At 68.8% G+C, this 24,774-nt stretch carries 16 protein-coding genes; all 16 read right to left on the bottom strand.

The features are described from left to right. Positions 1-72: 72 nt before the first annotated feature. The 16 genes from HDA44_RS29965 to hemL all read right to left on the bottom strand — a co-directional run bounded on the left by HDA44_RS29965 (position 73) and on the right by hemL (position 24,771). Positions 73-2,619 (bottom strand): hypothetical protein, encoded by a 2,547-nt coding sequence (locus HDA44_RS29965; protein ID WP_184840123.1) that lies wholly within the window; start codon positions 2,617-2,619, stop codon positions 73-75. Between the two features lie 58 nt (positions 2,620-2,677). After that, positions 2,678-5,278 (bottom strand): hypothetical protein, encoded by a 2,601-nt coding sequence (locus tag HDA44_RS29960; RefSeq protein WP_184840122.1) that lies wholly within the window; start codon positions 5,276-5,278, stop codon positions 2,678-2,680. A 76-nt stretch (positions 5,279-5,354) separates the two neighbouring features. Next, a complete protein-coding gene (locus HDA44_RS29955; RefSeq protein ID WP_184840120.1) occupies positions 5,355-7,934 on the bottom strand; it encodes a hypothetical protein in 2,580 nt (859 codons plus the stop codon). Positions 7,935-8,026: 92 nt separating this feature from the next. After that, the gene (locus HDA44_RS29950; protein WP_184840118.1) at positions 8,027-10,639 is read right to left on the bottom strand and encodes a hypothetical protein; all 2,613 of its coding nucleotides are present in this window, start codon (positions 10,637-10,639) and stop codon (positions 8,027-8,029) included. 39 nt (positions 10,640-10,678) lie between these two features. Next, on the bottom strand, positions 10,679-10,924 hold the full coding sequence (locus HDA44_RS29945) for a hypothetical protein (protein WP_184840116.1): 246 nt from the start codon (positions 10,922-10,924) through the stop codon (positions 10,679-10,681). Positions 10,925-11,103: 179 nt separating this feature from the next. Then, entirely contained in the window at positions 11,104-13,566 is a 2,463-nt protein-coding gene (locus tag HDA44_RS29940; RefSeq protein WP_184840114.1) for a hypothetical protein, read from the bottom strand. Positions 13,567-13,651: 85 nt separating this feature from the next. Further along, on the bottom strand, positions 13,652-16,102 hold the full coding sequence (locus HDA44_RS29935; RefSeq protein WP_184840112.1) for a hypothetical protein: 2,451 nt from the start codon (positions 16,100-16,102) through the stop codon (positions 13,652-13,654). Between the two features lie 126 nt (positions 16,103-16,228). Beyond that, positions 16,229-17,788: an MFS transporter gene (locus HDA44_RS29930; RefSeq protein ID WP_184840110.1), complete on the bottom strand. Its 1,560-nt coding sequence runs from the start codon at positions 17,786-17,788 to the stop codon at positions 16,229-16,231. 55 nt (positions 17,789-17,843) lie between these two features. Beyond that, complete coding sequence (locus HDA44_RS29925; RefSeq protein WP_184840108.1) at positions 17,844-18,455, bottom strand: TetR/AcrR family transcriptional regulator; 612 nt, start codon at positions 18,453-18,455, stop codon at positions 17,844-17,846. Between the two features lie 170 nt (positions 18,456-18,625). After that, positions 18,626-18,877 carry a DUF4229 domain-containing protein gene (locus HDA44_RS29920; RefSeq protein ID WP_184840106.1) on the bottom strand — a complete coding sequence of 84 codons (252 nt, stop codon included), beginning with the start codon at positions 18,875-18,877 and terminating at the stop codon, positions 18,626-18,628. Between the two features lies 1 nt (position 18,878). Further along, positions 18,879-19,901 carry a c-type cytochrome biogenesis protein CcsB gene (ccsB, locus tag HDA44_RS29915; protein WP_184840103.1) on the bottom strand — a complete coding sequence of 341 codons (1,023 nt, stop codon included), beginning with the start codon at positions 19,899-19,901 and terminating at the stop codon, positions 18,879-18,881. After that, the gene (gene resB / locus HDA44_RS29910; RefSeq protein WP_337906572.1) at positions 19,898-21,475 is read right to left on the bottom strand and encodes a cytochrome c biogenesis protein ResB; all 1,578 of its coding nucleotides are present in this window, start codon (positions 21,473-21,475) and stop codon (positions 19,898-19,900) included. The genes ccsB and resB overlap by 4 nt, the downstream gene beginning before the upstream one ends. Positions 21,476-21,485: 10 nt before the next feature. Beyond that, entirely contained in the window at positions 21,486-22,229 is a 744-nt protein-coding gene (locus tag HDA44_RS29905; protein ID WP_184840099.1) for a cytochrome c biogenesis CcdA family protein, read from the bottom strand. A gap of 4 nt (positions 22,230-22,233) precedes the next feature. Then, complete coding sequence (locus HDA44_RS29900) at positions 22,234-22,797, bottom strand: TlpA family protein disulfide reductase (protein ID WP_184840097.1); 564 nt, start codon at positions 22,795-22,797, stop codon at positions 22,234-22,236. Next, a complete protein-coding gene (locus HDA44_RS29895; RefSeq protein ID WP_202888617.1) occupies positions 22,797-23,420 on the bottom strand; it encodes a histidine phosphatase family protein in 624 nt (207 codons plus the stop codon). The genes HDA44_RS29900 and HDA44_RS29895 overlap by 1 nt, the downstream gene beginning before the upstream one ends. 37 nt (positions 23,421-23,457) lie before the next feature. Next, the gene (hemL, locus tag HDA44_RS29890; protein WP_184840093.1) at positions 23,458-24,771 is read right to left on the bottom strand and encodes a glutamate-1-semialdehyde 2,1-aminomutase; all 1,314 of its coding nucleotides are present in this window, start codon (positions 24,769-24,771) and stop codon (positions 23,458-23,460) included. Between the last annotated feature and the right edge of the window lie 3 nt (positions 24,772-24,774).

The raw sequence follows: 24,774 nt of genomic DNA, 5'->3' as shown, positions 1-24,774 counted from the left end.
AGGGGTACCGGTCGCTCTCCGCGAAGGTGCACTCGGGCCGGCAAACCACACCACCACCCGTTCTTCGGACCTTCAGCGCTCCATCGGACCACCCCGGCCGTCCGGCCTGTCCGGCCGCCGCGGCGCCTCACCCTTCCCACCGTCGGTAGATTTCCCACCGCCGGCGGACTGCTCGGACTCGGTGGACTGGGCGGACTCCTTGGATTGGGCGGTTTCGGTCGGCTGGGCAGACTCCGGGGTGGCGGCCGGTTCGGGCGCTGGGAGCAACGATTCGACTGCTTCGGCGCCGAGGCGGTTGCGCATGCCGGTGACGACGTATCGACTCTCCGCCGCGCTCCAGATACCCCCGTCGCGCTCCTTACCGGAAATCCGCTCGTGCAGCACCGCGTCCGTTCCCTGCTCGGCGAGATACGCGCAGAACCCGTGCCGCAGGACGTGCCGGGCATGGGAGGCATACGCGTGGGCAGCGATGTCGACGACCTCCACTTGTCCGTCGGGAGTCTCGTCGAAAGTAAGGTACGCCGCGCCCATCGCGCCCTGGGCCACCAAGGTCACTCTGTTCCCGTTCACCGGCGGCAGGGGCGACTCCGGCAGGTCCCAGTCGGGCATGTCCCGCGTCGCCCGGATGATGTCCTCGGCCGCCTGCCGTTGCCCCGCGTCCGCGTGGTTCAGTCGACGGACCGCGCCGGCTTGCTCCTGGAACATCTCAAGATTGATCGCGGTGACTTCCAGCTGACGGGAGCTCATCCATCCCCCCGACCGGATGGTGTCAATCGATGCTCGGGTGGCATCCGACAGCCGGATCTCGACACGGCCGTCGTCATCGAGGGCATGGATCCCGGTCTTCTCCAGACCGAGCGCCGCAAGCTGCTCCGGACGTGCCTCGTCATCAGGCCAGAACATGACCAGCGGCACGGCGCCGAACCTCGGATACACCCCGTCGACGACAGCCGCGACCAGACCGTCATCGGCTCCGGCGACCGCCCCGAACGCCTTGATCTCGCACCGGAAACCGGTAGCCCTGACCGCAGCCGCCGCCACCGGAATACCATCCTTGACCGCGACGGCCACTCGCTCGCGCACCGAGTCCGGCAGGCCGGAGACCGGCTGCCCGGACTCGGCGACCGGCGAATTGAAGACCCGCCAGAGGCTCTCGAGGTCCGGTGGAATGCTCCCGTCCGAACCAATCGCCGCCACCATCCGGTCGGCCACCTTGTCCCGCAAAGCCATGAAATTCGGATCGGATCGACTGAGGTACAGGACGTCTCCACCAGCTTCGTGGAACCGCTGCAGTTGCGCCGCCAGTGCATCCGGGTCCACGGCCGACTCCTCCGGCAGGTAGAAGTGGGCGTTGACCAGCTCCGTCATCCGATCCGACGAGGCTCGATCCACCTGCCGCAGATGATTCTGCAGTCTCGTGACGTGGGACGAGACGTCGTCAGGGCTGACGAGGTGCGCCTCGTGCCCGAGGAAGTCGATCGCGCCGGCCGGGGCGTAGGACACACCACCACCAACGCGGACCGCGGCTTGGAACAGCATCAACTCGGCCGCCTGATCAGCGCCCGGATGTTCCGATCCGAGAAGCCTGAGCACCTGTAGGCCGCCGTCGGCCCGCCGCCCGAAGGTCACCGCGGCCTGCGGCCGGCCGTTCAATCTCGCGACGATCGTCCGTACCCCGGCCTGATCGGGAATCGGCTCCCGTGCGTCCTGCCTGTCGGGTGGTTCCAGTGCCAGCACAGCGACGTCGGCCGCCTCCTTTTGGCCCTCGTCACCATGGTCGCAGACATCGATCGTTCCGCCCCGTTCGAGCCAGCCACTCAGCTGGGTCGCCAACCGGCGGAAGGTGTCATCGCGGGCCGGAGGGACGGCGATCCGCTGGTAGGGATAAAGACCGCTCGGCTGTCTGAGCGTGACCTGCTCGGCAATGTGCTGTGCATCGGCCGCCGACCAGCTCAGCGCTTGGATATCGCCCGTCTGCCCATCCACGTCGATCTCCCACCGCCCCTCGATCCCCCGCGGCCCGTGCCAACTGTCCGGCGAAGCCCGGTGAATCACGCCGAAACCTTGATCTGCCGCGATGGTTGCCAACGCGTACTGCGCGACATACCCGGCCTGCTTGGCACTCAACTGCGCGGCGTGCCCAGCCCCGTCACCCTTCAACCGTGCGACGTGCCGGGCCAGCTGGTCGCTCAGCCGCGGTACGTCGCGGAGAACGTCGGCCGTCGGCGGGAATGTCGTACCGCCGCCGACCACCTCCAAGCAGGCCGCGGCACCCTGGGACACGGCTTCCTTGAAGGTCACGACGGTCATCCCTCCGTCGCCGACTGCCTCGACCACCACCGCATACTCGACCTCCGGATGCCGCAGCGCGTCCACGACCGCCTTCCGGGACCGCCAGCCAGGACCATGATCGAACCCCGGCAACCCCCGGCGCAGGACCTCGGTCAGCTGGTCCGTCCGATCGAATTCATCCAGCACCCGCCGCGTGTACTCCGACCACTCTTTCGTGGACTTCTCGATCACCCGGACAGAGCCGTCGAACGCCGACACGCCGGCCTCGATCGCCGTCACATCCAGCCGACGGTTCCACTCCTCGAACTCCTGACCGTCCCCAGCCATCCGCCACCTCGCTCGAAATCGTTTGCCTCGCGCCCCTGGAGGGCACCCTTGCCGACGCTCAGCGCTCCGGGCCGCCCCGCTGGTTGTCCGGCCGATCCGGCCGCCGCGGCGCCGCACCCTGCCCGGATTCGGTCGACTGCCCGTTTTCAGTGGACTGGGCGGACTCGGTGGCCTGGGCGGACTCGGTGGCCTGGGCGGATTCGGGGCCGACGGTCGGTTCGGGGGCCGGGAGCAACGATTTGGCGACTTCGGTTCCGAGGCGGGATTCGACACCGGCGACGAAGTAGCGGCTCTCCCCCACGCTCCAGACGCCCCGGCCCTGTTCGTCCTGAGTGATTCGCTCGTGTGGCATCGCGTCCTGGCCACGCTCGGCGACGTGGGCAGCAAACCCGTACTGCGCGGCGTTCAGAGCCATGTAGTCGAACTTCGAGGCGGCAACATCCACGACCTCGATCGCGCCTTCGGGACTCTGGTCGAAGCTGATGTACGCGGTATCGGAGTTGCACCGCGCCAGCACAGTGAACCGATCACCGGCCACCGGCGGTACGGGCGAATCGGGCTGCGGCACGTCGGCCCGGCCCTGGACAGCCCGGATCGCTTCCTCAGCCGTCTGTCGCTCAGCCGCGACTCCATGGTCCAGTAACCGCACCGATCCGTTCCTGAGCTGGAAATCTTCCAGGTCCCTCGCCCTGCCGTGCAGCTGACGGGCCGAAAGCCATCCGGACGTGGCAGCGGCCTCGATCGCCTTCCGGGTGACCTCCGAGAGCCGGATCTGGACCAGGCTCCCGTCGCCGTCCAACGGACGTACCTTGGTTGCCTCCAGGCCAACCGCCGCGAGCCGCTCCGAGTTCGCCTCCTCGTCACCACGGAACATGGTCAACGGTTTGCCGCGGTGGGCCATCGGATAAACGCCGTCGACGAGAGCCGCGGCCAGAGCATCGTCAGCACCCGGCAGCGCGCCGAAGGCCCCGAGTTCGCACCGGGAACTCAGCCGCGCGGTCGCGGCGGCAGCGACCGGCATGCCGTCGACGACAGCAACCGCCACCTGCTGATTACCCGGGTCCGTGCCCCGGCCGGGATCGGCGGCCGGCGCGTTGAAAACCCGCCAAAGTCCGTCCACCTCCGGCGGAACGGCCCCGTCCGCACCCATCGCGGCAGCCATCCGATCAGCTGCCTTCTCCTGCAGGGCCGCGAAGACCGGATCCGAACGGCGGAGAACCAGCACATCCCCACCAGCCTCACGAAAGCCCTGTACCCGAGCAGCGACCACCTCCGGGTCCACAGCCGGCTCCACCGGCACATCGTCCAGAGTCTGGATCAACGCCGACATCCGGTCCGCGGCCGCCGGATTCACCGTCTTGAGGTGGGTCCGCAGTCTGTCAGCGAGGTCGACGCATTCCGAGGCGCTGACGGCAAACTGTTCCTCCCCGACCAGGTCCATCGCACCCTGCCGGGAGGCGGACACCCCGCCACCGGCCCGGATCGCGGACATGTGCATCATCAGCACGATCGCCCGATGCGCACCCGGATCCGCCGAGCCGACGAACCGCAGTACGTGCAGATCACCGGCGGCATCGAGGCCGAAGGTCACCGCGGCTTGCGGATCGCCGTTCATCGTCGTGGCCAGGGTCCGGACGCCGGCTACCTGCGGGATCGGATTCCGCACGGCCGTCTCGATCGCGGGGTCCAGTTCCAGCAGCATGAACTCGGCCGCGAGATGATGATCGGGATCTTCGTGGTTGTACAGCTCGACGCTTCCGCCTCGTTCGATCCATTCGCTGAGCTGGACGGCCCGGCGCCGGTGCTCGTCGTGGGCGATCGGGCGGGCGTCGACCTCCGGAAAGGGATGTTCGCCGTCCGGCTGGAGCCGTGTGACCTGTTCGGCAATGTATCGCGCGTCGTCCGCCGACCAGCCCAGTACGGGGACATCACTCGCCCGCCCGTCCTCGTCGATCTCCTGCAACTCGCCGATCGCCCACGGTCCGTGCCAACTACCCGGAGAGACGTTGTGAGCCACGTCCAGCCGCTGCTGCGCCGCAAAGGTGGCCAGCGCGTACTGCGCGACATACCCGGCTTCCACACCGCCCAACGGCGCGGCATCCCCAGCCCGCTCATCTCTCAACCGTGCAACGTGCGCGGCGAGCGCATCGCTGAGCCGCGGGGCATCCCCGAAATCATGGCTCGCCCCGGGGATTCGCAGCGGTGGTGCCGGCGACGCCGACGGAAATGTCGTGCCGCCGCCGACCACGATGCAGGCTCCAGTGTCCTGGAACGGCTCGGCTGCAGACTGCCGGAACACCATGGCTTCTTTGAATGTCACGACGGTCATTGGTCCTTTGTCGCCGGCCTCGACGACCACCGCGTACTCGGCATCCGGATTCGCCAGCGCCTCCACGGCCGCCTGCTGTGAACGCCAGCCAGGACCAGGGTCGAACCCCGGCAACGCCAGGCGCGCCACCTTGGCCATCCGGCTCGTCTCGGCGAACGTCTCGCCGATCCGCTGCTCGCACTCCCGCCACTCTTTCGCGGAGCGCTTCTCGATCACCCGCACCCGCACGTCCTGCCGGTCGGCGAACGCGGATACATCGGCCGCCATCGCCCTCACCAACCCACGCAGCCGGCGATCCTGGTCCTCGAACTCCTGATTGTCCGCAGTCACGCGTCACCTCGCTTGCAATCGTCGGGCGGGAGTCACTCTAAGTTATCTACCGGCTACCCGGCGATCGTTTGGAGACTCAGCGCTCCGGGCCGCCCTGCCGGCCACCCCGTCCATCCGGCCGATGCGGTGGCTTGTCATTCCCAGGGTCGGCAGCCTTCCCGCCCACCTCACCCTGCCCGCCCTGCTCGGCTTCAGGCCCTTGGCCGGCCGCCGCGCCCTGCCCCGCCTCCGTGGTCATGGCGGCATCGGGGGCAGGCGCTGGGGGCGGGCGCAGCATTCCGGTTGCCAGGTCGCCGAGGCGGTTCTCCATACCGGTGACGAGATAACGGCTCCGCGCCGCGTCCCAAATGCCCCGCTCGCGGTCGTCGCTGGTGATCCGCTCATGCAGGACGGCATCCTGCCCACGCGCGGCAAGCTCGCCGGACAACCCGAACTGCACGGCGTCCAGAGCCGACTGGCCGAACGGCCCGGCGGCAATGTCCACGACCTCGATCTCGCCCCCGGGAGTCTCGTCGAAGGTGACGTACGCGGAGTCGTTGCCGGACCGGGCCAGCACCGTGAACCGATCGCCGTTCACCGGCGGCACCGGCGACTCCGGCTGGGTCCGATCGGGGTGCTCCTGCACCGCCCGGATGACTTCCTCGGCAGCGTGCCGCTCAGCCGTGATTCCATGGTCCAGCCACCACACCGTTCCGTTTTTCCGCTCGAAGTCGCTGAGATCCTCCGCCTTGAAGTCCAGCTCGACGGCAGACCACCATCCGGCCGCGTCGACGGCGGCGCGAATCGCCGACCGGGTAGGCTCCGAGAGCCGAATCTCGACTCGGTCGGCATCGTCGAGTGGACGGACCGCCGTCGCCTTCAGACCCAGCTCGGCAAGCTGCTCCGAGTTCGCCTCCGCGTCGGTCACGAACATCGTCAGCGGCTCGGTCGTGGAGCCCTGCGCGTACACCCCGTCGACGACCGCCGCGACCAGAGCGTCGTCCGCGCCGTCGACCACGCCAAGGTCCCGAAGCTCGTACCGGTGGCCATCTGCCCACACCCCGGCCGCGGCAACCGGTACGCCATCGACGACGGCAACCGTCACCCACTGGGTATCGACGCTCGGCCGGCCAGGCTCGGCGATCGGCGGATTGAAGACCCGCCACAGGCTCTCGACATCCGGCGGAACACTCCCCTCGGGATCCATCGCGGCCGCCAACCGGTCAGTCGCCTTCTGCCGCCAGTCCTCGAATGCCGGATCGAACCGATCCAGAAACAGCACATCCCCACCAGCTTCGCGGAACCGCTGCACTCGAGCCGCCAACGCATCCGGATCCACCGCCGGCACTCCGGCCACGTCGAGAGCCGCGATCTGCCTGGCCATCCGGTCTGCCCGCGTATCATCCAATCTTCCCAGCTCACCGCGCAGCGCTTCGGCATTTTCGTCGACCTCCGCGGCGCTGATGGAGTATTCCTGCTGGTCCTGGACGTACTGGATCTCGACTCCCCTGGACAAGGACAACCCGCCACCATCGCGCATCGCGGCTTCGAACAGCATCAACTCGGTCGCCTGATCAGCACCCGGGTGTCCTGATCTGAGAAACCTGAGCACCTGCAGGTCACCGTCGGCCCGCCGCCCGAAGGTCACCGCGGCCTGTGGCCGGCCGTTCGTCCTCGCGACGATCGTCCGCACCCCGGCCTGGTCCGGAATCGGTTCCCTTTCGTCCGGGCTGCCACCCGCTTCCAGCTCGAGCACGGCAAGGCCGGACGCAGAGCTCTGGTCCGGGTCGCCGTGGTCGTACACCTCGACGGTCCCGCCCTGCCCGAGCCAGGCACTGAGCTGAGTGGCCCAGCGCTGGGCGTCGGCCGGAGCAAGATAGAAGTTGTCGATCTCGGGGTAGGGGTGCCGGGCGCCGTCCTGCCGGAGCGTGACCTGATGCGCGATTTCCTCCGCGTCGACATCCTCCCACTCCTGCGCGGTGAACCTCGTGCTGCGAGTCAGCCCGTCAGTCCCGATCATCCGCCGGCCCCGGAGCGTCCGCGGCCCGTACCAGCCATCCGGCGAAACCCGGTGGACGATCCGCAGGTCGTTCCGTCCGGCAATCGTCGCCAGCGCGTACTGCACGGCACACCCGGCCTCCTCACCACCTGCCGGCGAGACGCCACCGGCTTGCTCGCCCCGCAGCCGCGCGACGTGTCCGGCCAGCTCATTGCTCAGCTGGAAGATGTCTCCGGGAACCCCGCGCGCCGCCGCCTTCGGCGTTCGCGGTAGCGGTGGCGGTGGCTGGAAGGTCGTACCGCCACCGACCACAACGAGGTCCATCCCGACCTGCTCGAAGCTCACGACCGTCAGCGGCCCGTCGTCGCCGACCTCGGCCACCACCGCGTACTGAGCGTCCGGATGCGTCAGCGCGTCCAGCGCCGCGACGTGCGAACGCTGAACGGGATCGCGGTCGAAACCCGGCAGACTCCGGCGCAGCGTCTCGACCAACTCGTCGGTCTTGCCGAATGCGTCCCCGACCCGCTCCACGTACTCCGGCCACTTGCCCGCGGACGACTGCTCGATCACCAGCACCTTCGAATCCGGCAGCCGGCCGAAGTCGATCACGCCCGCCGCGATCGACTCCGCGATCGCCTTCCGGGCCACTCCGTCGAGATACGGATCGCCGCCGGTCATTCCTCACCCCAGATCCACTCGTCGCCCGATGTAGCGGACACTCTAAGTCACCAAAGAGCTACAAAGCGATGAAACCTGTCGCCTCCGGCAACTCAGCGCTCCGGGCCGGCTCGCCGGCCACCTCGACCATCCGGACCGTCCGGACGGCGCTGTGCCTCGCCCTTCCCAGAGCCAGCAACCTTCCCACCCCCGTTACCCTGCCCAGCCTCGTCAGCTTGGCCGGCCCTCGCTCCCCCCACCTCACTGACCCTGGCGGCGTCGGGGGCAGGCGTTGAGAGCGGGCGCACCATTTCCGTTGCCCGGTCGCCGAGGCGGTTCGCCATACCGATGACGAAATATCGGCTCCGGGCCTCGTCCCAGGTGCCCGCTGCGCGTGCGGCGGCGGGGATACGCGCATGCAGCACGGCGTCCTGCTCACGCTTGGCGAGATAGTCGCAGAACGCGTACCGTGCGGCCGTCCCACCCGCGTCTTCGAGCGACGGGATGGCGACGTCCACGACCTCGATCTCGCCCCCGGGAGTCTCGTCGAAGGTGACGTACGCGGAGCCGTTGCCGGACTGGGCCAGCACAGTGAACCGGTTACCGTGCACCGGTGGCACCGGCGACTCCGGCCGGGGCCCCAGGCCGGGATCGTCCTGCGCGTCTCGGCCGGCCTTTTCGGCCACCTGCCGCTGGGCCGCGACTCCATGGTCCAACCACTGCATCGACCCGTTCATCCGCTGGAACACGAGGAGTTGCTCCGCCCGGTCGTCCAGCACGGAAGCGGGGGGCCAGCCGGACCTACCGGCGATCTCGATCGCCGCCCGGGTGGTCTCCGGGAGCCGGAATTCGACGCGGCTCTCGTCATCGAGCGGACGGACTCCGGTCACCTGCAGCCCCAGCGCCTCAAGCTGCTCAGGCACCTCCGCGTCGTGGACGAACATCGTCAACGGCCTGGTCTTGGTGAGTGGCTCATACACCCCGTCGACGACGGCGGCGACCAGAGCATCGTCGGCACCGGAGACAGCACCGAGCGCCCCCAGCTCGCACCGGTAGTTGGTCATCCTGGCCGCGGCGGCAGCGACCGGCAGGCTATCGACGAGGGCAACGGCAACGTACTGATCGCCGGAGTTCGGGCGGCCGGGTTCGGCACCGGGCGGAGTGAACACCCGCCAGAGGTTGTCGACATCCGCCGGAACGGCCCCGGCCGGATCCATCGCGGCCGCCATCCGGTCGGCCACCTTGTCTTGCAGCGCTTCGAAGGCTGGGTCGGACCGGTTGAGAAACAGCACATCCCCGCCGGCCTCGCGGAACCGCTGCACCCGGTCCGCCAGCGCATCCGGGTCCACCGACGGCACTCCGGTCGCGTCGAGGGTCGCGATCCTCTTGTGCATCTTGCGTGCCTGCACCGCGTCCACTTGCCCCAGTTGCTCCCGCAGCTGGTAGATGCTGCGGGCAACCTGTTCAGAACTCATCGAGTACGACGCGAACCTCTTCGTATATCGGATCGCAGCTGCCCTGGAGAACGACAATCCGCCACCATCGCGTGCCGCGGCTTCGAACATCATCAGCTCGGTCGCCCGATCGGCGCCCAGGTGGCCTGATCTGAGAAACCTGAGCACCCGGAGGTCGCCGTCGGACTGCCGCCCGAGCGTCACCGCCGCCTGTGGCTGGTTCTTCCGCTTCGCCACGATCGTCCGCACCCCGGCCCGGTCCGGAATCGGTTCCCTTTCGTCCGGGCTGCCACCCGCTTCCAGCTCAAGTACGGCAAGGTGGGCCGCGAACCGCTGATCCGGGTCACCATGGTCGTACACCTCGACGGTCCCGCGCAGCTCGAGCCAGTCCCTCAGCTCGGTGGCCAAGCGCCGGAAGACAACCGGGCCGAGGTGATACCTGTTGACCTGCGGATACGGATGCCGGCCGGCCTGACTGAGCGTGACCTGCGCGACGATGTCCTGCGCGTCGAGCTCCGACCATGCCTGCGCGGCGGACATCGGGCTGAGGGTCAGTCCGTCGGGCAGAACCATTCGCCGGCCTTGGAGTGTCCGCGGTCCGTGCCAGCCGTCCGGCGAAACCTGGTGGACGAGCCGCAGGCTGTGCCGTCCGGCGAGCGTCGCCAGCGCGTACTGGACCGCATGCCCGGCTTGCTCACCGCTTGGCAGGAAGACGTCACCGGTTCGCTCACCCCTCAACCGTGCGGCGTGCGTGGCCAGCTCAGCGCCCAACCGCGGGACATCCTCGAGAACACCGCGCACCACCACCTTCGGCGCTGGCGGTGGCGGTGGTGTCGGCGCGAAGGTCGTACCGCCGCCGACGACCCTGAGCTCACCGTCGGCCGGCACGAAGCTGACGACCGTCAGTGGTCCGTCGTCGCCGACCTCGGCCACCACCGCGTACTGACCATTCGCATCCGCCAACGCATCCACCGCCGCACGCTGGGACCGCCAGCCAGGACTGCGATCGGACCCCGGCAACCCCTGGTCCAAAACCCTGGTCATCCGGTCCAAATCGGCGAACGCGGCCCCGACCCGCCGTACGTACCGCTGCCACTCGTCTCCGGACGACCTCGCGATCACCAGCACCCTCGTACCCGGCCCGCGGTCGAAGTTGCTCACACCCGCCGCCATCGACGCCGCGATCGCCGTCCGAGTCCCGCGGTCCAGGTACGGATCACCGTCGGCCATTTCCTCACCCCAGATCCACTCGTCGCCCGATGCTGCGGACACTCTAAGTCAGCAATCGGTTACACAGCGATCAAATGGATCTCACTTCAGCAGTTCAGCGCTCCGGGCCGGGCCGGCCCGCCGGCCACCCCGACCATCCGGACCGTCCGGACGGCGCCGCGCCTCGCCACCAGTCGGCGACAAGGCGTCCTCGCGTACCCGTGGCAGGAAGGTCGTACCGCCACCAACCACCAGACGGGCACCGGCCACATTCAGTGTTACGACGGTCAGCGGACCGTGATCACCAGCCTCGGCCACCACCGCATACTCGGCATCCCGATCCGCCAACGCATCGACCGCTGCCCGCTGCGCACAACCCGCCACTCGTCCGCAGACGACCTCGCAACCACCCGCACTCTCGCACCCGGCCGGCGCGCAAACTCCTTCGCACCGGCCGCGATCGAGTTCGCCATCCCACCCAGCCGGTCATCCTGCTCACCGAAACCCTGCCCAGCTGCTGCCACGGTTCACCGCTCCGGACCGCGCCCGTGGTGCGGCCCGCCCGGTCGCCGCCGCGGCACCTCACCCTGTCCGCTGCCGAGCGTCTGCCCGCCCTCGGCGGCCGGCCCGGCCTCGGTGCCCTGCCCAGCTTCGGTGGTCTGGGCGGTTTCGGTGGTCTGGGCGGTTTCGGTGGTCTGGGCGGTTTCGGTGGTCTGGCTGGCTTCCGGGGTGGCGGTCGGTTCAGGGGCCGGGAGCAACGATTCGGCGAGTTCGGCGCCCAGGCGGTTGCGCACTCCAGTCACGTAGTACTGGCCCTGCCGCTTGTCCCAGATGTTCCGGTCCCGTTCACCGCCGGTGATCCGGGAGTGCAGCGCCGCGTCCTGCCCTCGCTCGGCAAGCTGGTTGCAGAACGCGTGCCGCGCGGCGCTCAGAGCCGCATCGTCGAAACTGGAGGCGGCGACGTCGACGACCTCGATCCGGCCGTCGGGAGTCTCGTCGAAGCTGATGTACGCGGAGCTTTCGTCGCACTGGGCCAGTACCGTGAACCGCTCACCGTTCACCGGCGGTACCGGCGAATCCGGCTGCGGCATATCGGGTCTGTCCTGCACGGTCCGGATGGCTTCCTCGGCAGCCGCCCGTTCAGCTGCGACTCCATGATCCAGCCGGCGCACGGAACCGTGCTTCTGTTCCTGGAAAGCACCGAGTGCCCGTGCCTCGAAGTTCAGCTGCGAGGCACGCGCCCACCCAGTCTCACCGACGGCCACGCTGATCGCCCGCTGAGCATCCTTCGAGAGCTGAACCTGGACGAGCCTCTGGTCATCGACCGGATGTACTCCGGTCACCTCCAGACCGAACGACGCCAGCCGCGCCGCCTCCTCGTCGCCACGGAGCATGGTCAACGGCTCTCTGCTCTTGAGCGCCATCGGGTACACCCCATCGACAACAGCCGCGACCAGACCGTCATCAGCACCGGAAACCGCACCAAGCGCTCCCAATTCGAGCCGCGAGCCGATGCCGTTGACCGCCGCCGCAGCGACCGGCACACCATCCACAACCGCGATCGCCACCCGCGGCTCGCCAAAGGCAACTCCACCGGACTCGACGGCCGGCGGATTGAACACCCGCCACAAACCGTCGACATCCGGCGGAACAGTCCCATCCGGACCCATCGCAGCCGCCATCCGATCAGCCGCCTTCCCCTGCCACTCCGCAAACGCCGGATCCGACCGACCGAGAACCAACACGTCCCCACCAGCCACACGAAATGCCTGCACCCTCGCCGCCAGCACAGCCGGATCCACAGCCTGGGCGGCAGCCGGCCGGCCGGAGACGTCGTCGAGAGTCTTGATCAACTTCCACATCCGGATTCCCCCGGCTGGGTTCACTCGATCAAGGTGGCCGCGCAGCTTGCCGGCGTGCTCGGCGCTGTCCAAAGCGCTGACGGTGTGCAGTTCCTGCCCGGGGCTCGCCGAACTCTGCGGGGCGAAGGACACCCCACCACCAGCGCGGATCGCAGCCTCATACATCATCAGTTCGGCCGCCCGGTTCGCGCCCGCATCCGCCGACGGGACAAGCTGCAGCACGTGCAGGTCACCGGCCGCATCGTGCCCGACGGTCACGGCACCTTGCGGCTCGCTGTTCATCGTCACCACTATCGTCCGGACACCGGGCCGCTGCGGGATCGGGTGCTCCACCATCCGCGCGGGCGAAGGATCGAGACTCAGCAACAGCTGCTCGACGACCTCATGCTGCTCTTCATCCGCATGGTCGTACACCTCGACACCGCCGCCGCTTTCCACCCAAGAGTCAAGCTGAGTGGCCCAACGCCGGTACTCATCCGTACCAAGCAGATGCGCACTGACCTCCGGATAGGGATCCGCACCGTCGGGCTGAAGCGACACGACCATCTCCGCGACGAACTGCACATCATCCACCGACCAAGACGGTCCGGCCTGCTGCCCGTACCAACTGCCTGCCGGAACCCTGTTCTCCACTGCCTGGGACTGCTGCACCGCGAGCGTCGCCAGTGCGTACCGCACAGCACAGCCGGCCTGCTCACCAATCGGCAGCGTGGCGCCTTCGGGAACTTGTGGCAGGAAGGTCGTACCACCACCAACCACCACAAGGCGGTCGCCGGCAACTGTCAACGTGACAACAGTCAGTGGACCGTTACCGCCATCCTCAGCCACCACCGCATACTCGGCCTCCTCATGCGCCAACGCATCCACCGCCGCCCGCTGCTGCGACAGCACCTCAGCAGCAGGCTGGTGCTCCGGCATGGCCTGGCGGAACGTCTCGACCAGGTGCTGGGTATCGAGGACCGTGTTCCAGACTCGATGGACATACTCCCGCCACTCCGGCGCCGTCTTCGCAACCACCCGCACCGTCGTGCCCGGCCGGGCGGCAAACTCCTTCAGCCCGGCCGCGATCGAGTTCGCGGCATCCATCCGGTTGTACTGCCCGCCGGAACCCTGCTCAGCTGCAGCCACCGACCCTCCATTCGAAATCGTTGCCCGGGTCCGCGGACGGATCCAATCCGGCAAAAGGTTGCATGTCCGCCTCGACTCGACCCATTCACCGCTCCATCGAGCCACCTCGCCGGTGGTCCGACTCACCCTGCCGCCGCGGCGCCTCACCCTTCCCGGCATCCCGGGTCTGCCCGGGTTCGGTCGATTGCCCGGTCTCGGCGGGCTGTCCGGCTTCCCTGGACTGGGCGGCTTCGGGGGCGGATTCGGGGGCCGGGCGCAACAATTCCGCCGTCTGGTCGCCGCGGCGGTTGTGCATGCCGGTGACGAAGTAGCGGCTCTCGGCCGCATCCCAGACACCCTCGCTGACGACTCCGGCGCTGATCCGATGGTGCGGCATCGCATCCTTACCGCGCTCGGCGAGGTACGTACACAACCCGTACCGCGCGGCCGTCTGACTTCCGCCGTCACGCCGCGAGGCGGCGGCCACGTCCACGACCTCGATCTCGCCATCGGCACTCTCATCGAAGGTGATATACGCCAAGTCCTGGTCGGACCGAGCGAGCAACGTGAACCGGTTCCCATTCACTGGCGGCAAGGACGGTACGGGCCGAGGAGGAGGTTCGGACGCAGGTCGCGCGCGGTCGGCCAGCGCCCGAACCGCCTCCTCGGCCGGCTGCCGCTGGGATGCGACCGCATGGTCCAACCGCACTACAGATCCGTTGTCCTGCTGGAATTCGCCGAGCTTTCTCGCGCTGCGGTCCAGATCACGGCCGTTCATCCATCCCGACCACCTGTCGGCGGCGAGAACCGCTTGCCGGGTGAATTCCGGCAGCCGAACCTCGACCCCGTCGCCGTCGACCGGACGTACTCCGGTCACCTCCAGACCGAACGCCGCGAGCCCCCTGGTCTCCTCCTCGGCACGGAACATGGTCAGCGGCTTGATGTCACCGTCCCGTGGGTACACGCCGTCGACAATCGCCGCGAGCAGCGCGTCGTCGGCGCCGCTGACCGCGCCGACGGCTCCCAGCTCGTACCGGGAGCCGGTGTTCGTGACCGCTGCCGCAGCGACCGGCCGACCGTCGACGACCGCAACCGCCACCTGCTGCTCGCCGGAAACCGCCCGGCCCGGCTCGGCGACCGGCGGACTGAACACCTGCCACAGACCGTCGACGTCCGGCGGAACGGTCCCGTCCGGACCCATCGCGGCCGCCATCTGATCAGCCGCCTGCTCCTGCAGCGTCACGAAAGCTGGATCCGACCGGCCGAGCACCAGCACATCCCCACCAGCCTCGCGGGAACGCTGAACAGCAGCGGCCACCGCGGACGGGTCCACAACCGGCTCGCCGGGCACCTCGTCCAGGGACTTGATCACCCCGGACAGCTGGGTGGCCGACTGAGGGTCCAGCAACTGCAGTTGGAACCTTAGAACTTCGGCATGGACCGAGGCATTCGCGAAGGTCTCCGGGTTCTCCCCCAGCCCGCCGTAGTCGATCGCACCGGCCGCGGAGAAGGACACCCCACCACCAGCACGGACGGCAGCCTCGCACATCATCAGCTCGGCCGCCCGCAGCGAGCCCTCGTCGGTCCGGAGGAACCGCAGCACCCGCAGGTCACCAGCGGCGTCCCGGCCGACGGTGACCGAGGCGAGCGGTGGGCCGTCGGCCGTGCCGACGACGATCGTGCGGACACCGGCCTGGGCCGGGATCGGATCCGGGTCAGGCGCGCCAGGGTCGATCCAAGGGTCCAGCTGCATCGTGACGAGCTCGGCCTCGACCCGTTGCGCCGGATCTTCGTGGTGGTACACCGTGATGGTCCCGCCGCGCTGAACCCAGCCGCGGAGCTGAGTGGCCCAGCGCCGGTACTCGTCCGGACCGAGCGGCCGAGCACTGACCTCCGGATAAGGATGCTGTCCCCCGGGCTGGCGCACGGTAACCCGCTGCGCGATGTACCGCGCATCGGCCGCCGACCAGGACGCCACAGCCGGGCTGGTACTGAGGAACTGCCCATCCGGACCGATCTCACGCCGGGCGTCGAGCGGCCGCCCGTACCAGTTGTCTGGCGAAACCTCATGCTCCAGCGCCAGGCTGTGCTCCGCCGCGACCGTCGCCAGCACATACTGCACGGCACACGCAGCCTGCTCGCCACTGGGCAGCGAGGAGTCCGCGAGCGCGCCGGGCACCGGGAAGGTCGTTCCACCACCGACCACGACGAGTTTGGCCGTCGGATATTCGAAGCTCACGACCGTCAGTGGGCCCTCGCCGGTCTCGGCTACCACGGCGTACTCAGCGCGTGGATGCGCGAGCGCGTCCACTGCCGCGCGCTGGGACGACCAGCCCGGACCGGGATTCAATCCCGGCATCGCCCGGCGCATGGTCTCGGTCTTCGAGAACGCCGTCCCGACCCGCTGGACACAGCGCCGCCACTCGTCCCCGGCCGACTTCTCGATCACCAGCACCGACGTACCCGGAGTACTCGCGAACGCGCGGACGCCGGCCGCGATCGTGTCCACCAGCGTCCGCCGGGCCACCGCGTCCAGCTCCGGATCCTCGCCGGCCATGCACCACCTCAGCTCCGAATTGCCGCCCGCTCTCGCGCATACTTTAAGTCACGTCCCGAACACAACGAAGGACCCGCTTCTCTCCTCCCGGGAAGCGGGTCCTTCGGCTTTGCGGTGTGGCGGGGGTCAGCCGATGTGGACCGGGCCGCTTTCGCTGTCGTTGGCGAGGTCCTTGTGCTTGATCGACAGGCCGATGATCGTGACCAGGCCGGCGCCGACCGCGAGGAACGCCGACCACAGGAACGCGCGGGTGAAGCCGTGCGTGGTGGCGAGCGCGGTGAACTGGCCCTGCAGCTGCTTGAGCTGCTCCGGTGACTGCCCGGACTCGGCCGCCTTCTGCAGCCCGGGGGCCAGCTCGGCGAACTTGTCCTTGATCGCGCTGGTGGAGATCGTGCCCAGCAGCGCCAGGCCGACCGCGCCACCGATCTGCTGGACCGTGTTCAGGACCGCCGACCCGACACCGGAGTCCTCCTTCGCGACCCCACTGACCGCGGTCAGCGTCAGCGGTACGAAGATCAGGCCCATCCCGAACGACAGCACCAGGATGTACGGCAGCAGGTGCGTGAGGTACGTCGAGTCGACCTGGAGCCGGCTGAAGCCGAACATCCCGGCGCCGACCAGAATCCCACCGGCACCGGAGATCCAGCGCGGGTCCATCCGCGCCACCAGCGCCGAGGCGACCTGCGCCGCGACCACGATGCCGACGCTGAACGGCAGGAACGACAGACCGGTCTTCAGCGCGCTGTACCCCATGATGCTCTGCACGAAGATGCCCAGGAAGTAGAACATCGAGAACATCGCCGCGCCGACCACCAGCATCACGAAGAAGCTGACGCCCCGGGTCCGGTTCGCGAGGATCCGGAACGGCATCAGCGCGTGCCGCGAACGGGCCTCGATGGCGAGGAACGCCGCGATCAGCACCAGGCCGCCGAAGATGAAGATCAGCGTCCACTTGTCGCCCCAGCCTTCGGTGGCGGCGTGCGTCAGGCCGTACACCAGCGAGGTCAGACCGACGGTTCCGGTGATCGCGCCGGGCAGGTCGAACTTGCCCTTCTGGCGGGCCGACTCACCCAGGAACCGGAAGGCCAGCACGGCCACGATCAGGCCGATCGGCGTGTTGATGAAGAACGTCCAGCGCCAGGACGCCTCGGTCAGCGCGCCACCCAGGATCAGGCCGACGGCCGCGCCCGCGCCGGACATCGCCGCGTACACGCCCATCGCCCGGTTCCGCTCCTTGCCGGCCGGGAAGGTGGTGGTGATCAGGGCCAGCGCGTTCGGCGAGGCCATCGCGGCCGCGACACCCTGCAGGATCCGGCTGGCCAGCAGCACGCCCTCGCTCTGGGCAATACCACCGACGAACGACGCCAGGCCGAACAGCACGACGCCGACGATGAAGACCTTGCGGCGGCCGAGGATGTCCCCGATCCGGCCGCCGAGCAGCAGCAGGCCGCCGAACGCCAGCGCGTACGCGTTCACCACCCACGGCAGCGACGCGTCGGTGAAGCCGAGCGCGTCCTTGATGTGCGGCAGCGCGATGTTCACGATGGTGCCGTCCAGCACCACCATCAGCTGCGCCATGCAGATCAGCGCGAGCGCGATGCCGAGATTCCGGTGGCCGTGCTCGCCCCCGGGCGCGTCGGCCGGCCGCCGCTCGGGCGGATCGGCGTTGATCACTTCTTCGGACATGAATATTTCCCCTCTTGGCAGAACTGTCTTGGTCGCGGACCGGCCCCTCAACCGGTCAGCTCGCCTGCGACCCCCGCGCCGCAGGCAGAATCACGTTGTCGATCACGCGCAGGATCAGGTCGTCGGTCGGCGGGATGCCGAGGACGTACGCGTGCTGGATGATCACCGCCGGCAACGTCACCGACAGCAGGTCGACGTCGACGTCCGGGGCGATCTCGCCACGGACGACGGCCCGCTCGTACGCCTTGCCGGTGATCTCGAGCCGGGGCGCCAGGAACAGCTCCCGGAACGCCTTCTGCAACTCGTGGTCGCGGTGCAGCGCGGTCAGCAGACCGGCCACCACCGACATCGGCAGCTCGTCGGTGAAACCGCCGTCGCCGCAGGAGATCGAGATCAGGTCACCACGCAGGCTGCCGGTGTCGACGTCCTCCGGCATCGGGCAGCCCTTGGCCCGGCTGATCGCGTCCACGACCAGCTCGGCCTTGCTGGTCCAGCGCCGGTACAGGGTCGCCTTGCTGGCCTTCGCCGCGGTCGCGACCGCGTCCATGGTCAGCCGGTCGTAGCCAAGCTCGGCCACCACCGCGACGGTCGCGTCGAGAATCTCCTCCTCGCGCCCGCCCTCGACCCGCGGCCGCTGCTGCCGCACGCCTGCTGCATCCACCTTCATCACCCTGGGTAGCCGTCAGAACACCGATGGAACGAAACGGTTTCGTTTCATCAACCACGGTACGACTCATGTGAAGGAATGCACAAAGGGTTTTGCGGAGAATTCACGAGTGGCATAGGTCACTCTCCGTACCAGTGGAGCACTGGTACGGCTGGAGGGAGCGGGGTGCTCTAGTCGTCGTCCTCGGCGCTGCGGGCCTGCTCGAGCCGGGTGGCGATCTTCTCGGCCCGGGTGTCGATCTTGCCGGCCAGCCGGTCCCGGGCGGCGCGGAGCACGAAGATGGACAGGATCGACGAGATGATCAGGCCGATCAGGAGCAGCGGGAAGATCGACAGCCAGGAGTGCAGTACCAGCCAGAGCACGCCGAAGCAGATCGCGAACAGCGCGGCCCGCAGGCCGGTGTAGATGGCGAATTCCTTCATCTCACACCCCGGCGTAGGAGTGCAGGCCGGACACCAGCAGGTTCACGCCGACGAAGTTGAAGATGAAGACGAACCAGCCGGCGATCGCGATGTTCGCGGCCTTGCGGCCACGCCAGCCGGCCGTCGCCCGCGCGTGCAGGTAGGCGGCGTACACCACCCAGGTGACCAGCGACCAGACCTCCTTGGGGTCCCAGCCCCAGTACCGGCCCCAGGCGTGCTCGGCCCAGATCGGGCCGGCCACCAGGACGCCGAAGGTCCAGAGCGGGAACGCGAACGCCAGCACCTTGTACGCGGTGCCGTCCATCGCCTCGGCGCTCGGCAGCCGGCGCAGCGAGGCAGCCATCGTGCCGCCCGCGAGCACCCGGCGCTCGGCCCGGGCCTTGATCAGGTACAGCACCGAGATCAGGCCGCCGACCGTGAACGCGCCGCCGGAGATGGCGGCCGCGGACACGTGGATGACCAGCCAGTACGAGTCCAGGGCCGGGACCAGCGGTCCGGCCGGGGTGTACAGCGCGAGGGATGCCAGCCCGAGCACCGCGGCGACCACGAAGGTGACGCCGAGCCCGAGGTACTGCAGCTTGTAGCGCTGCACGAAGATCAGGTACACGATCGCGACCGCCAGCGACGCCGTGATCGAGAACTCGTACATGTTGCCCCACGGCACCCGGCCGGCCGCGAGGCCGCGGGTGAGCACGCCGCCGAGGTGCAGCACGAAGCCCAGCCAGGTGAGCATCAGGCCGATCCGGCTGGCCGCCGCCATCCGCTCGGTCGACGCCGGCTCGGCGGTTGCGGCCGCGCCGGTTTCAGCGCGTCCGCCGGCCGAGTCCGCTCCGCCGGAGGTCCCGCCGGAGACAGCTGCCCCGTCGGAGGCGACCAGTGTCTCCACCTTGGCTTCGGCCTTCTGCGCGACTGCCGCCCGGCCGAGCGCCCACTCCATCGCGTGCGAAACCATCGCGATGGCATAGATCACCGTGGCGGTCGGGATCAGCAAGTTGGAGACTTGCGCGTAGGTCTCCGGGCTCATGACTGCTCCTCGTTGCTCGAGCCGGCAGGCTTCAATCGGTCGGTAATGGCCCGGATCTCGTCACCGAGCCCGCGTTCGGGCCCGCGGTCCAGGCCGGCGACCTCGACCACGGTACGCCCGTCCTGCTCGCGGACCCGCACCCAGGTACGCCGTGGATGCACGAACAGCGAACCCATCAGGCCGAGGATCGCCAGCAGGATGCCCGCCAGCGCGAGGTCCGTACCCGGAGTGTGGCTGATCTGCAGCTTCACCCAGCGGCTGTAGCCGTTGAAGGTGAGCGACCCGGCCTTGTCCGGCAGCTGCACGCTCTGCCCGGGCGCGAGCTGGACGCGCCACTTGTCCTTGTTCTGCTCGAACTGAGTCAGCTTCGACTTGTCCAGCTGGTACACCGACTCCGGCTTCCCGGTCTCCGGCTGCGGCCGGCCGTAGTACCCGGTCAGCACCAGCTCCGGGTTCAGCGAGTCGGGGAACACCGACACCGGACCGTTCTGGCCGATCACCGCGGTCGGCAGGAAGAAGCCCTCGAACCCGAGCGTCATCGGCCGCGCGTCCGGGGCCTTGATCACGCCGAACGAGGAGAAGTTCGTGTCCTGCGGCAGGAACGGCGCCGGGCCGGAGAACGCGACGTTGCCCTGTCCGTCCTTCACCGTGACCCGCGGCGCGTACCCGTGGCCGAGCAGGTACACGCTGCTGCCGTCCAGCTTCAGCGGATGGTTCACCAGCAGGTCGTACGACTTCTCCGGCGCGTCCGGCGTTTCCTGGTACGCCAGCTGGGCCTTGAACTCACGGGCCGCGCCCTTCTGCGGACCGTCCTGCTGGAACTTCGCCTCGAAGTCCTTCACCGTCAGCGAGAACGGCGGCAGATCGTCGTCACCGCTGAACGCGCGGCCGGGGGTGAAGTCGTCGTACTGCGCCACCGAGTTGGAGAATCCGTTGCCTACGACAACGAGTACGGTGCCGCGGTAGCCGAACAGCGATCCCCAGGCGACGCCGACCAGAGCCAGGATCAGCGAGAAGTGGAAGAGCAGGTTGCCGGCCTCGCGCAGGTACCCACGCTCGGCCGCGACCGCGCCCTCGTACGCCTCGATCCGGAACCGGCGCCGCTTGAGCTCACGGGTGGCGACGGCGAGTACGTCACCGGCGTCGTCAACTTCGAAGCGCTGGTAGCCGGGCAGGCGGTTCAGGTTCCGCGGGGGTTTCGGCGGGCGGGCCCGCAACGCGCGGAAGTACACCGAGAGCCGCGGTACGACACAGCCGATCAGCGAGATGAACAGCAGCAGGTAGATCGCCGAGAACCAGGCGGACTTGTAGACGTCGAACAGCCCGAGCTTGTCGTAGATCGGGCCGAGCGTCTTGTGCGCGGCGAGGAAGTCGGACACCTTGATCGGGTCGATCGGCGTCTGCGGTACCAGCGATCCGGGCACCGCGCCGAGCGCGAGCAGGAACAGCAGCACCAGCGCGGTCTTCATCGAGGTGAGCTGCCGCCAGGTCCAGCGCAGCCAGCCGACGAGGCCGAGCGCCGGCGGGCCGGACGGTTCCTCCGGTCCCGAGGCGGCCGCGATCCGGTCCCTCACTTCCGTCACCTCAGACCGCCGATCCGAAGTTGGCGACCCACTGCCGCAGGTCCGCGGTCATCGCATCCCACACTCCCGTCAGCAACAGCAGTCCCACCACGATCATCAGTACGCCGCCGATCCGGATCACCAGCAGCTGGTGCTTGCGTACCCAGGCCACCGCGGCCAGCATCCGCCGGAACGCCAGCGCCGCCACGATGAACGGGATCCCCAGCCCGAGGCTGAACACCAGCGCCAGCACCGCGCCGCGCCCGACACTGCCCTGGGTGGCGGCGAGCGTCATCACGGTCCCGAGCGTCGGGCCGATACACGGCGTCCAGCCGAATCCGAACAGTACGCCGAGCAACGGCGCGGCCGCGATCCCGACCGCCGGGACGCGGTGTACGCGCAGGTCGCGCTGCATGAACCCGAAGCCGCCGAGGAAGACCACGCCGAGTACGACGGTCAGCCCGCCGAGTACCCGGGTGATCGCGGTCTGATGATCGAGCAGCAGGTTCCCGGCCGTACCGAAGAGCACGCCGGTGAGGATGAACACGGCCGAGAAACCGGCCACGAACAAGGCGGTCCCGGCCAGCATCCGGCCGCGCTTCTCCGAGCCGAGCTCGGCCGCGGACAGGCCGGTGACGTACGAAAGGTAGCCGGGCAGCAACGGGACGACGCACGGCGAGAAGAACGAGATCGCACCGGCCAGCACCGCGATCGGCAATGCCACCAGCATCGAGCCCGTCATCGACTGGGCGAACCACTCACCCATCAGCTCAACCGGCGTCCTTGGCCATGCCGACCAGCGTCTGCTTCGTCACTTCGCCGACCACCCGCGCGGCGACCTTGCCGGACTTGTCGATCACCAGCGTGGTCGGGATCGCGGCCGGCGCGATCTGGCCGCGGAACCGCAGCAGCGCCTTGCCGCTCGGGTCGTAGAGATTCGGGTACGGGACGCCGAACTCCTGGACGAACTTCTTCGCCTGCGCCTGGTCCTGGTCCCGGGTGTTCAGCCCGATGAACTGCACCGAGGACCCGAGTTCCTTGGCCGCACCAACGAGATCGGGTGCTTCCTTGCGGCACGGCGGGCACCACGAGCCCCACACGTTCAGGACGACGACCTTGCCGCGGTGGTCGGACAGTGTCCACGGCTTGCCGTCGAAGGTGGTGCCGGTCAGCTCCGGCGCCGGCTTGCGGTCGGCCGCCGCGAACACCGACACGTTCCCGTTGCCGCTGACGAAACCGGCCTGGCCCTGGCGGTTCTGCGCCGCCTGCTGACCAGACGAACAGGCGGTCACGGCAAGCATCAGGCCCGCCACCAGCAGTACGACGCGACGCATCAGGCTCCTCCGACGAACTTCTTCGGGTTCTTGACCGGCAACAGGTCCTTCGCCGGCTCCGAGTACCCGACGGACACGATCTGGTCGCCGTGGAAGGTGAACGAGGTGAGGCTGGCCAGGCTGCACTGCCGTTTGCGCGGGTCGTGCGGCAGCCGGCGGCCCTCGATCGCGGACCGGACAATCCAGATCGGCAGCTGGTGCGACACGATCAGCGCCTCGTGCCCGGCGGCCTTCTCGCGGGCGGTCTCGATCGCGTCCCGCATCCGGCGGACGAGTTGCTGGTACGGCTCACCCCAGGACGGTTTCAGCGGGTTCCGCAGCAGCCACCAGGCACTCGGGTTCCGCAGCGCGCCGTCGCCGACGCCGAACTTCTTGCCCTCGAACAGGTTCGCCGCCTCGATCACCCGCTCGTCGATGTCCGGGGTGATCCCGAACACCTCGGCGATCGGCCGCATCGTCTCCTGGGCCCGCTCCAGCGGCGAGCTGACCAGGTGCACGATGTCGCGGCCCTTGACGTGCTCGGCGACCCGGTCGGCCATCTGCCGGCCGAGCTCGGACAGGTGGAAATCGGGGATCCGGCCGTACAGGACTCCGGTCGGGTTGTGCACCTCGCCGTGACGCATCAGGTGCACGACCGTCGTTTCGGTCACCACTGTCCCTTCAGTCCTTTACCGCGGCGGCCGCGCGGGCCGCCGGTGTCAGCGCGGACTCCAGCTCGGCCAGCGCGTCGTCGTCGACAACGGCGCTGACGAACCAGGCCTCGAACGCGCTCGGCGGCAGGTAGACGCCGGCGTCCAGCATGGCATGGAAGAACGCCGTGAACCTGGGCAGCACCTGTGCGTTCGCACCGGCGAAGTCCCGGATCTCGGCAGGTTCCTCCGAAGATTTCACGAAGAACACGCTGAAGAGGTTCCCGGCCGCGCTGATGACGTGCGGCACACCTTCCTTGTCCAGCGCGGTCGAGACCAGCCGCTGGATGGTCAGCGAGGTCTCGTCGATCTTCGCGTACACGTCGTCGGTGGCGAGCCGGAGCGTGGTCAGGCCGGCGGTGGTGGCGATCGGGTTCCCGGACAGGGTGCCGGCCTGGTAGACCGAGCCCTCCGGCGCCAGGTGTGCCATCACGTCGGCGCGGCCACCGAACGCGGCTGCCGGGAAGCCGCCGCCCATCACCTTGCCGAAGGTCATCAGGTCCGGGCGTACGCCGTCCACGCCGTACCAGCCCGAGCGCGTGATCCGGAAGCCGGTCATCACCTCGTCGGAAATGAACAGCGCGCCGTTGTCAGTACACGTCCGGGCCAGGAACGCGTTGAAGTTGTCCCGCGGCGGCACCACGCCCATGTTGCCGGGCGACGCCTCGGTGATCACGGCCGCGATCTGGTCGCCGTACTCGGCGAACGCGGCGGTGACGGCGGCCTGGTCGTTGTACGGAAGGACGATCGTGTCGGCGGTGGTCGCCTCGGTCACTCCGGGCGTACCCGGAATGCCGAGCGTGAGTACGCCGGAACCGGCCTGGGCGAGGAGCGCGTCCACGTGCCCGTGGTAGCAACCCGCGAACTTGACGATCTTGGCGCGACCGGTGAACCCGCGGGCCAGCCGGAGCGCGGACATCGTCGCCTCGGTGCCGGACGACACCAGCCGGACCTTGTCCACCGGCGTCCGGGCCACGATCTCCTCACCCAGCAGCACCTCGGTCTCGGCCGGCGTACCGAACGAGGTCCCACGGCCGACCGCGGCCTGGACGGCGGCGATCACCTCCGGGTGGGCGTGGCCGAGCAGCAGCGGACCCCAGGACGAGACCAGGTCGACATACCGGTTGCCGTCCACGTCGGTCATGTGACATCCGTCACCGGATGCCATGAAGCGCGGCACGCCGCCGACGGCGCGGAACGCGCGGACCGGAGAATTGACCCCGCCCGGTGTGACGGCGGTGGCCCTGGCGAAAAGCTCGGCGGATTGAACTGTGTGATCGGGCACCGA

Source organism: Kribbella solani (assembly GCF_014205295.1).
GTDB classification, from domain to species: domain Bacteria; phylum Actinomycetota; class Actinomycetes; order Propionibacteriales; family Kribbellaceae; genus Kribbella; species Kribbella solani.
Note: the sequence above shows the minus strand (reverse complement) of the source record. Positions and strands in the feature narration are given on the sequence as shown.

What these genes read in the sequence shown, in the direction of transcription:
- HDA44_RS29965 (WP_184840123.1), bottom strand. Translation starts at nt 2,619, where the DNA reads ATGGCTGGGGACGGTCAGGAGTTCGAGGAGTGGAACCGTCGGCTGGAT.
- HDA44_RS29955 (WP_184840120.1), bottom strand. Translation starts at nt 7,934, where the DNA reads ATGACCGGCGGCGATCCGTATCTCGACGGAGTGGCCCGGAAGGCGATC.
- HDA44_RS29935 (WP_184840112.1), bottom strand. Translation starts at nt 16,102, where the DNA reads ATGGCCGGCGAGGATCCGGAGCTGGACGCGGTGGCCCGGCGGACGCTG.
- HDA44_RS29930 (WP_184840110.1), bottom strand. Translation starts at nt 17,788, where the DNA reads ATGTCCGAAGAAGTGATCAACGCCGATCCGCCCGAGCGGCGGCCGGCC.
- HDA44_RS29925 (WP_184840108.1), bottom strand. Translation starts at nt 18,455, where the DNA reads ATGAAGGTGGATGCAGCAGGCGTGCGGCAGCAGCGGCCGCGGGTCGAG.
- HDA44_RS29920 (WP_184840106.1), bottom strand. Translation starts at nt 18,877, where the DNA reads ATGAAGGAATTCGCCATCTACACCGGCCTGCGGGCCGCGCTGTTCGCG.
- ccsB (WP_184840103.1), bottom strand. Translation starts at nt 19,901, where the DNA reads ATGAGCCCGGAGACCTACGCGCAAGTCTCCAACTTGCTGATCCCGACC.
- HDA44_RS29905 (WP_184840099.1), bottom strand. Translation starts at nt 22,229, where the DNA reads ATGGGTGAGTGGTTCGCCCAGTCGATGACGGGCTCGATGCTGGTGGCA.
- HDA44_RS29900 (WP_184840097.1), bottom strand. Translation starts at nt 22,797, where the DNA reads ATGCGTCGCGTCGTACTGCTGGTGGCGGGCCTGATGCTTGCCGTGACC.
- HDA44_RS29895 (WP_202888617.1), bottom strand. Translation starts at nt 23,420, where the DNA reads ATGCGTCACGGCGAGGTGCACAACCCGACCGGAGTCCTGTACGGCCGG.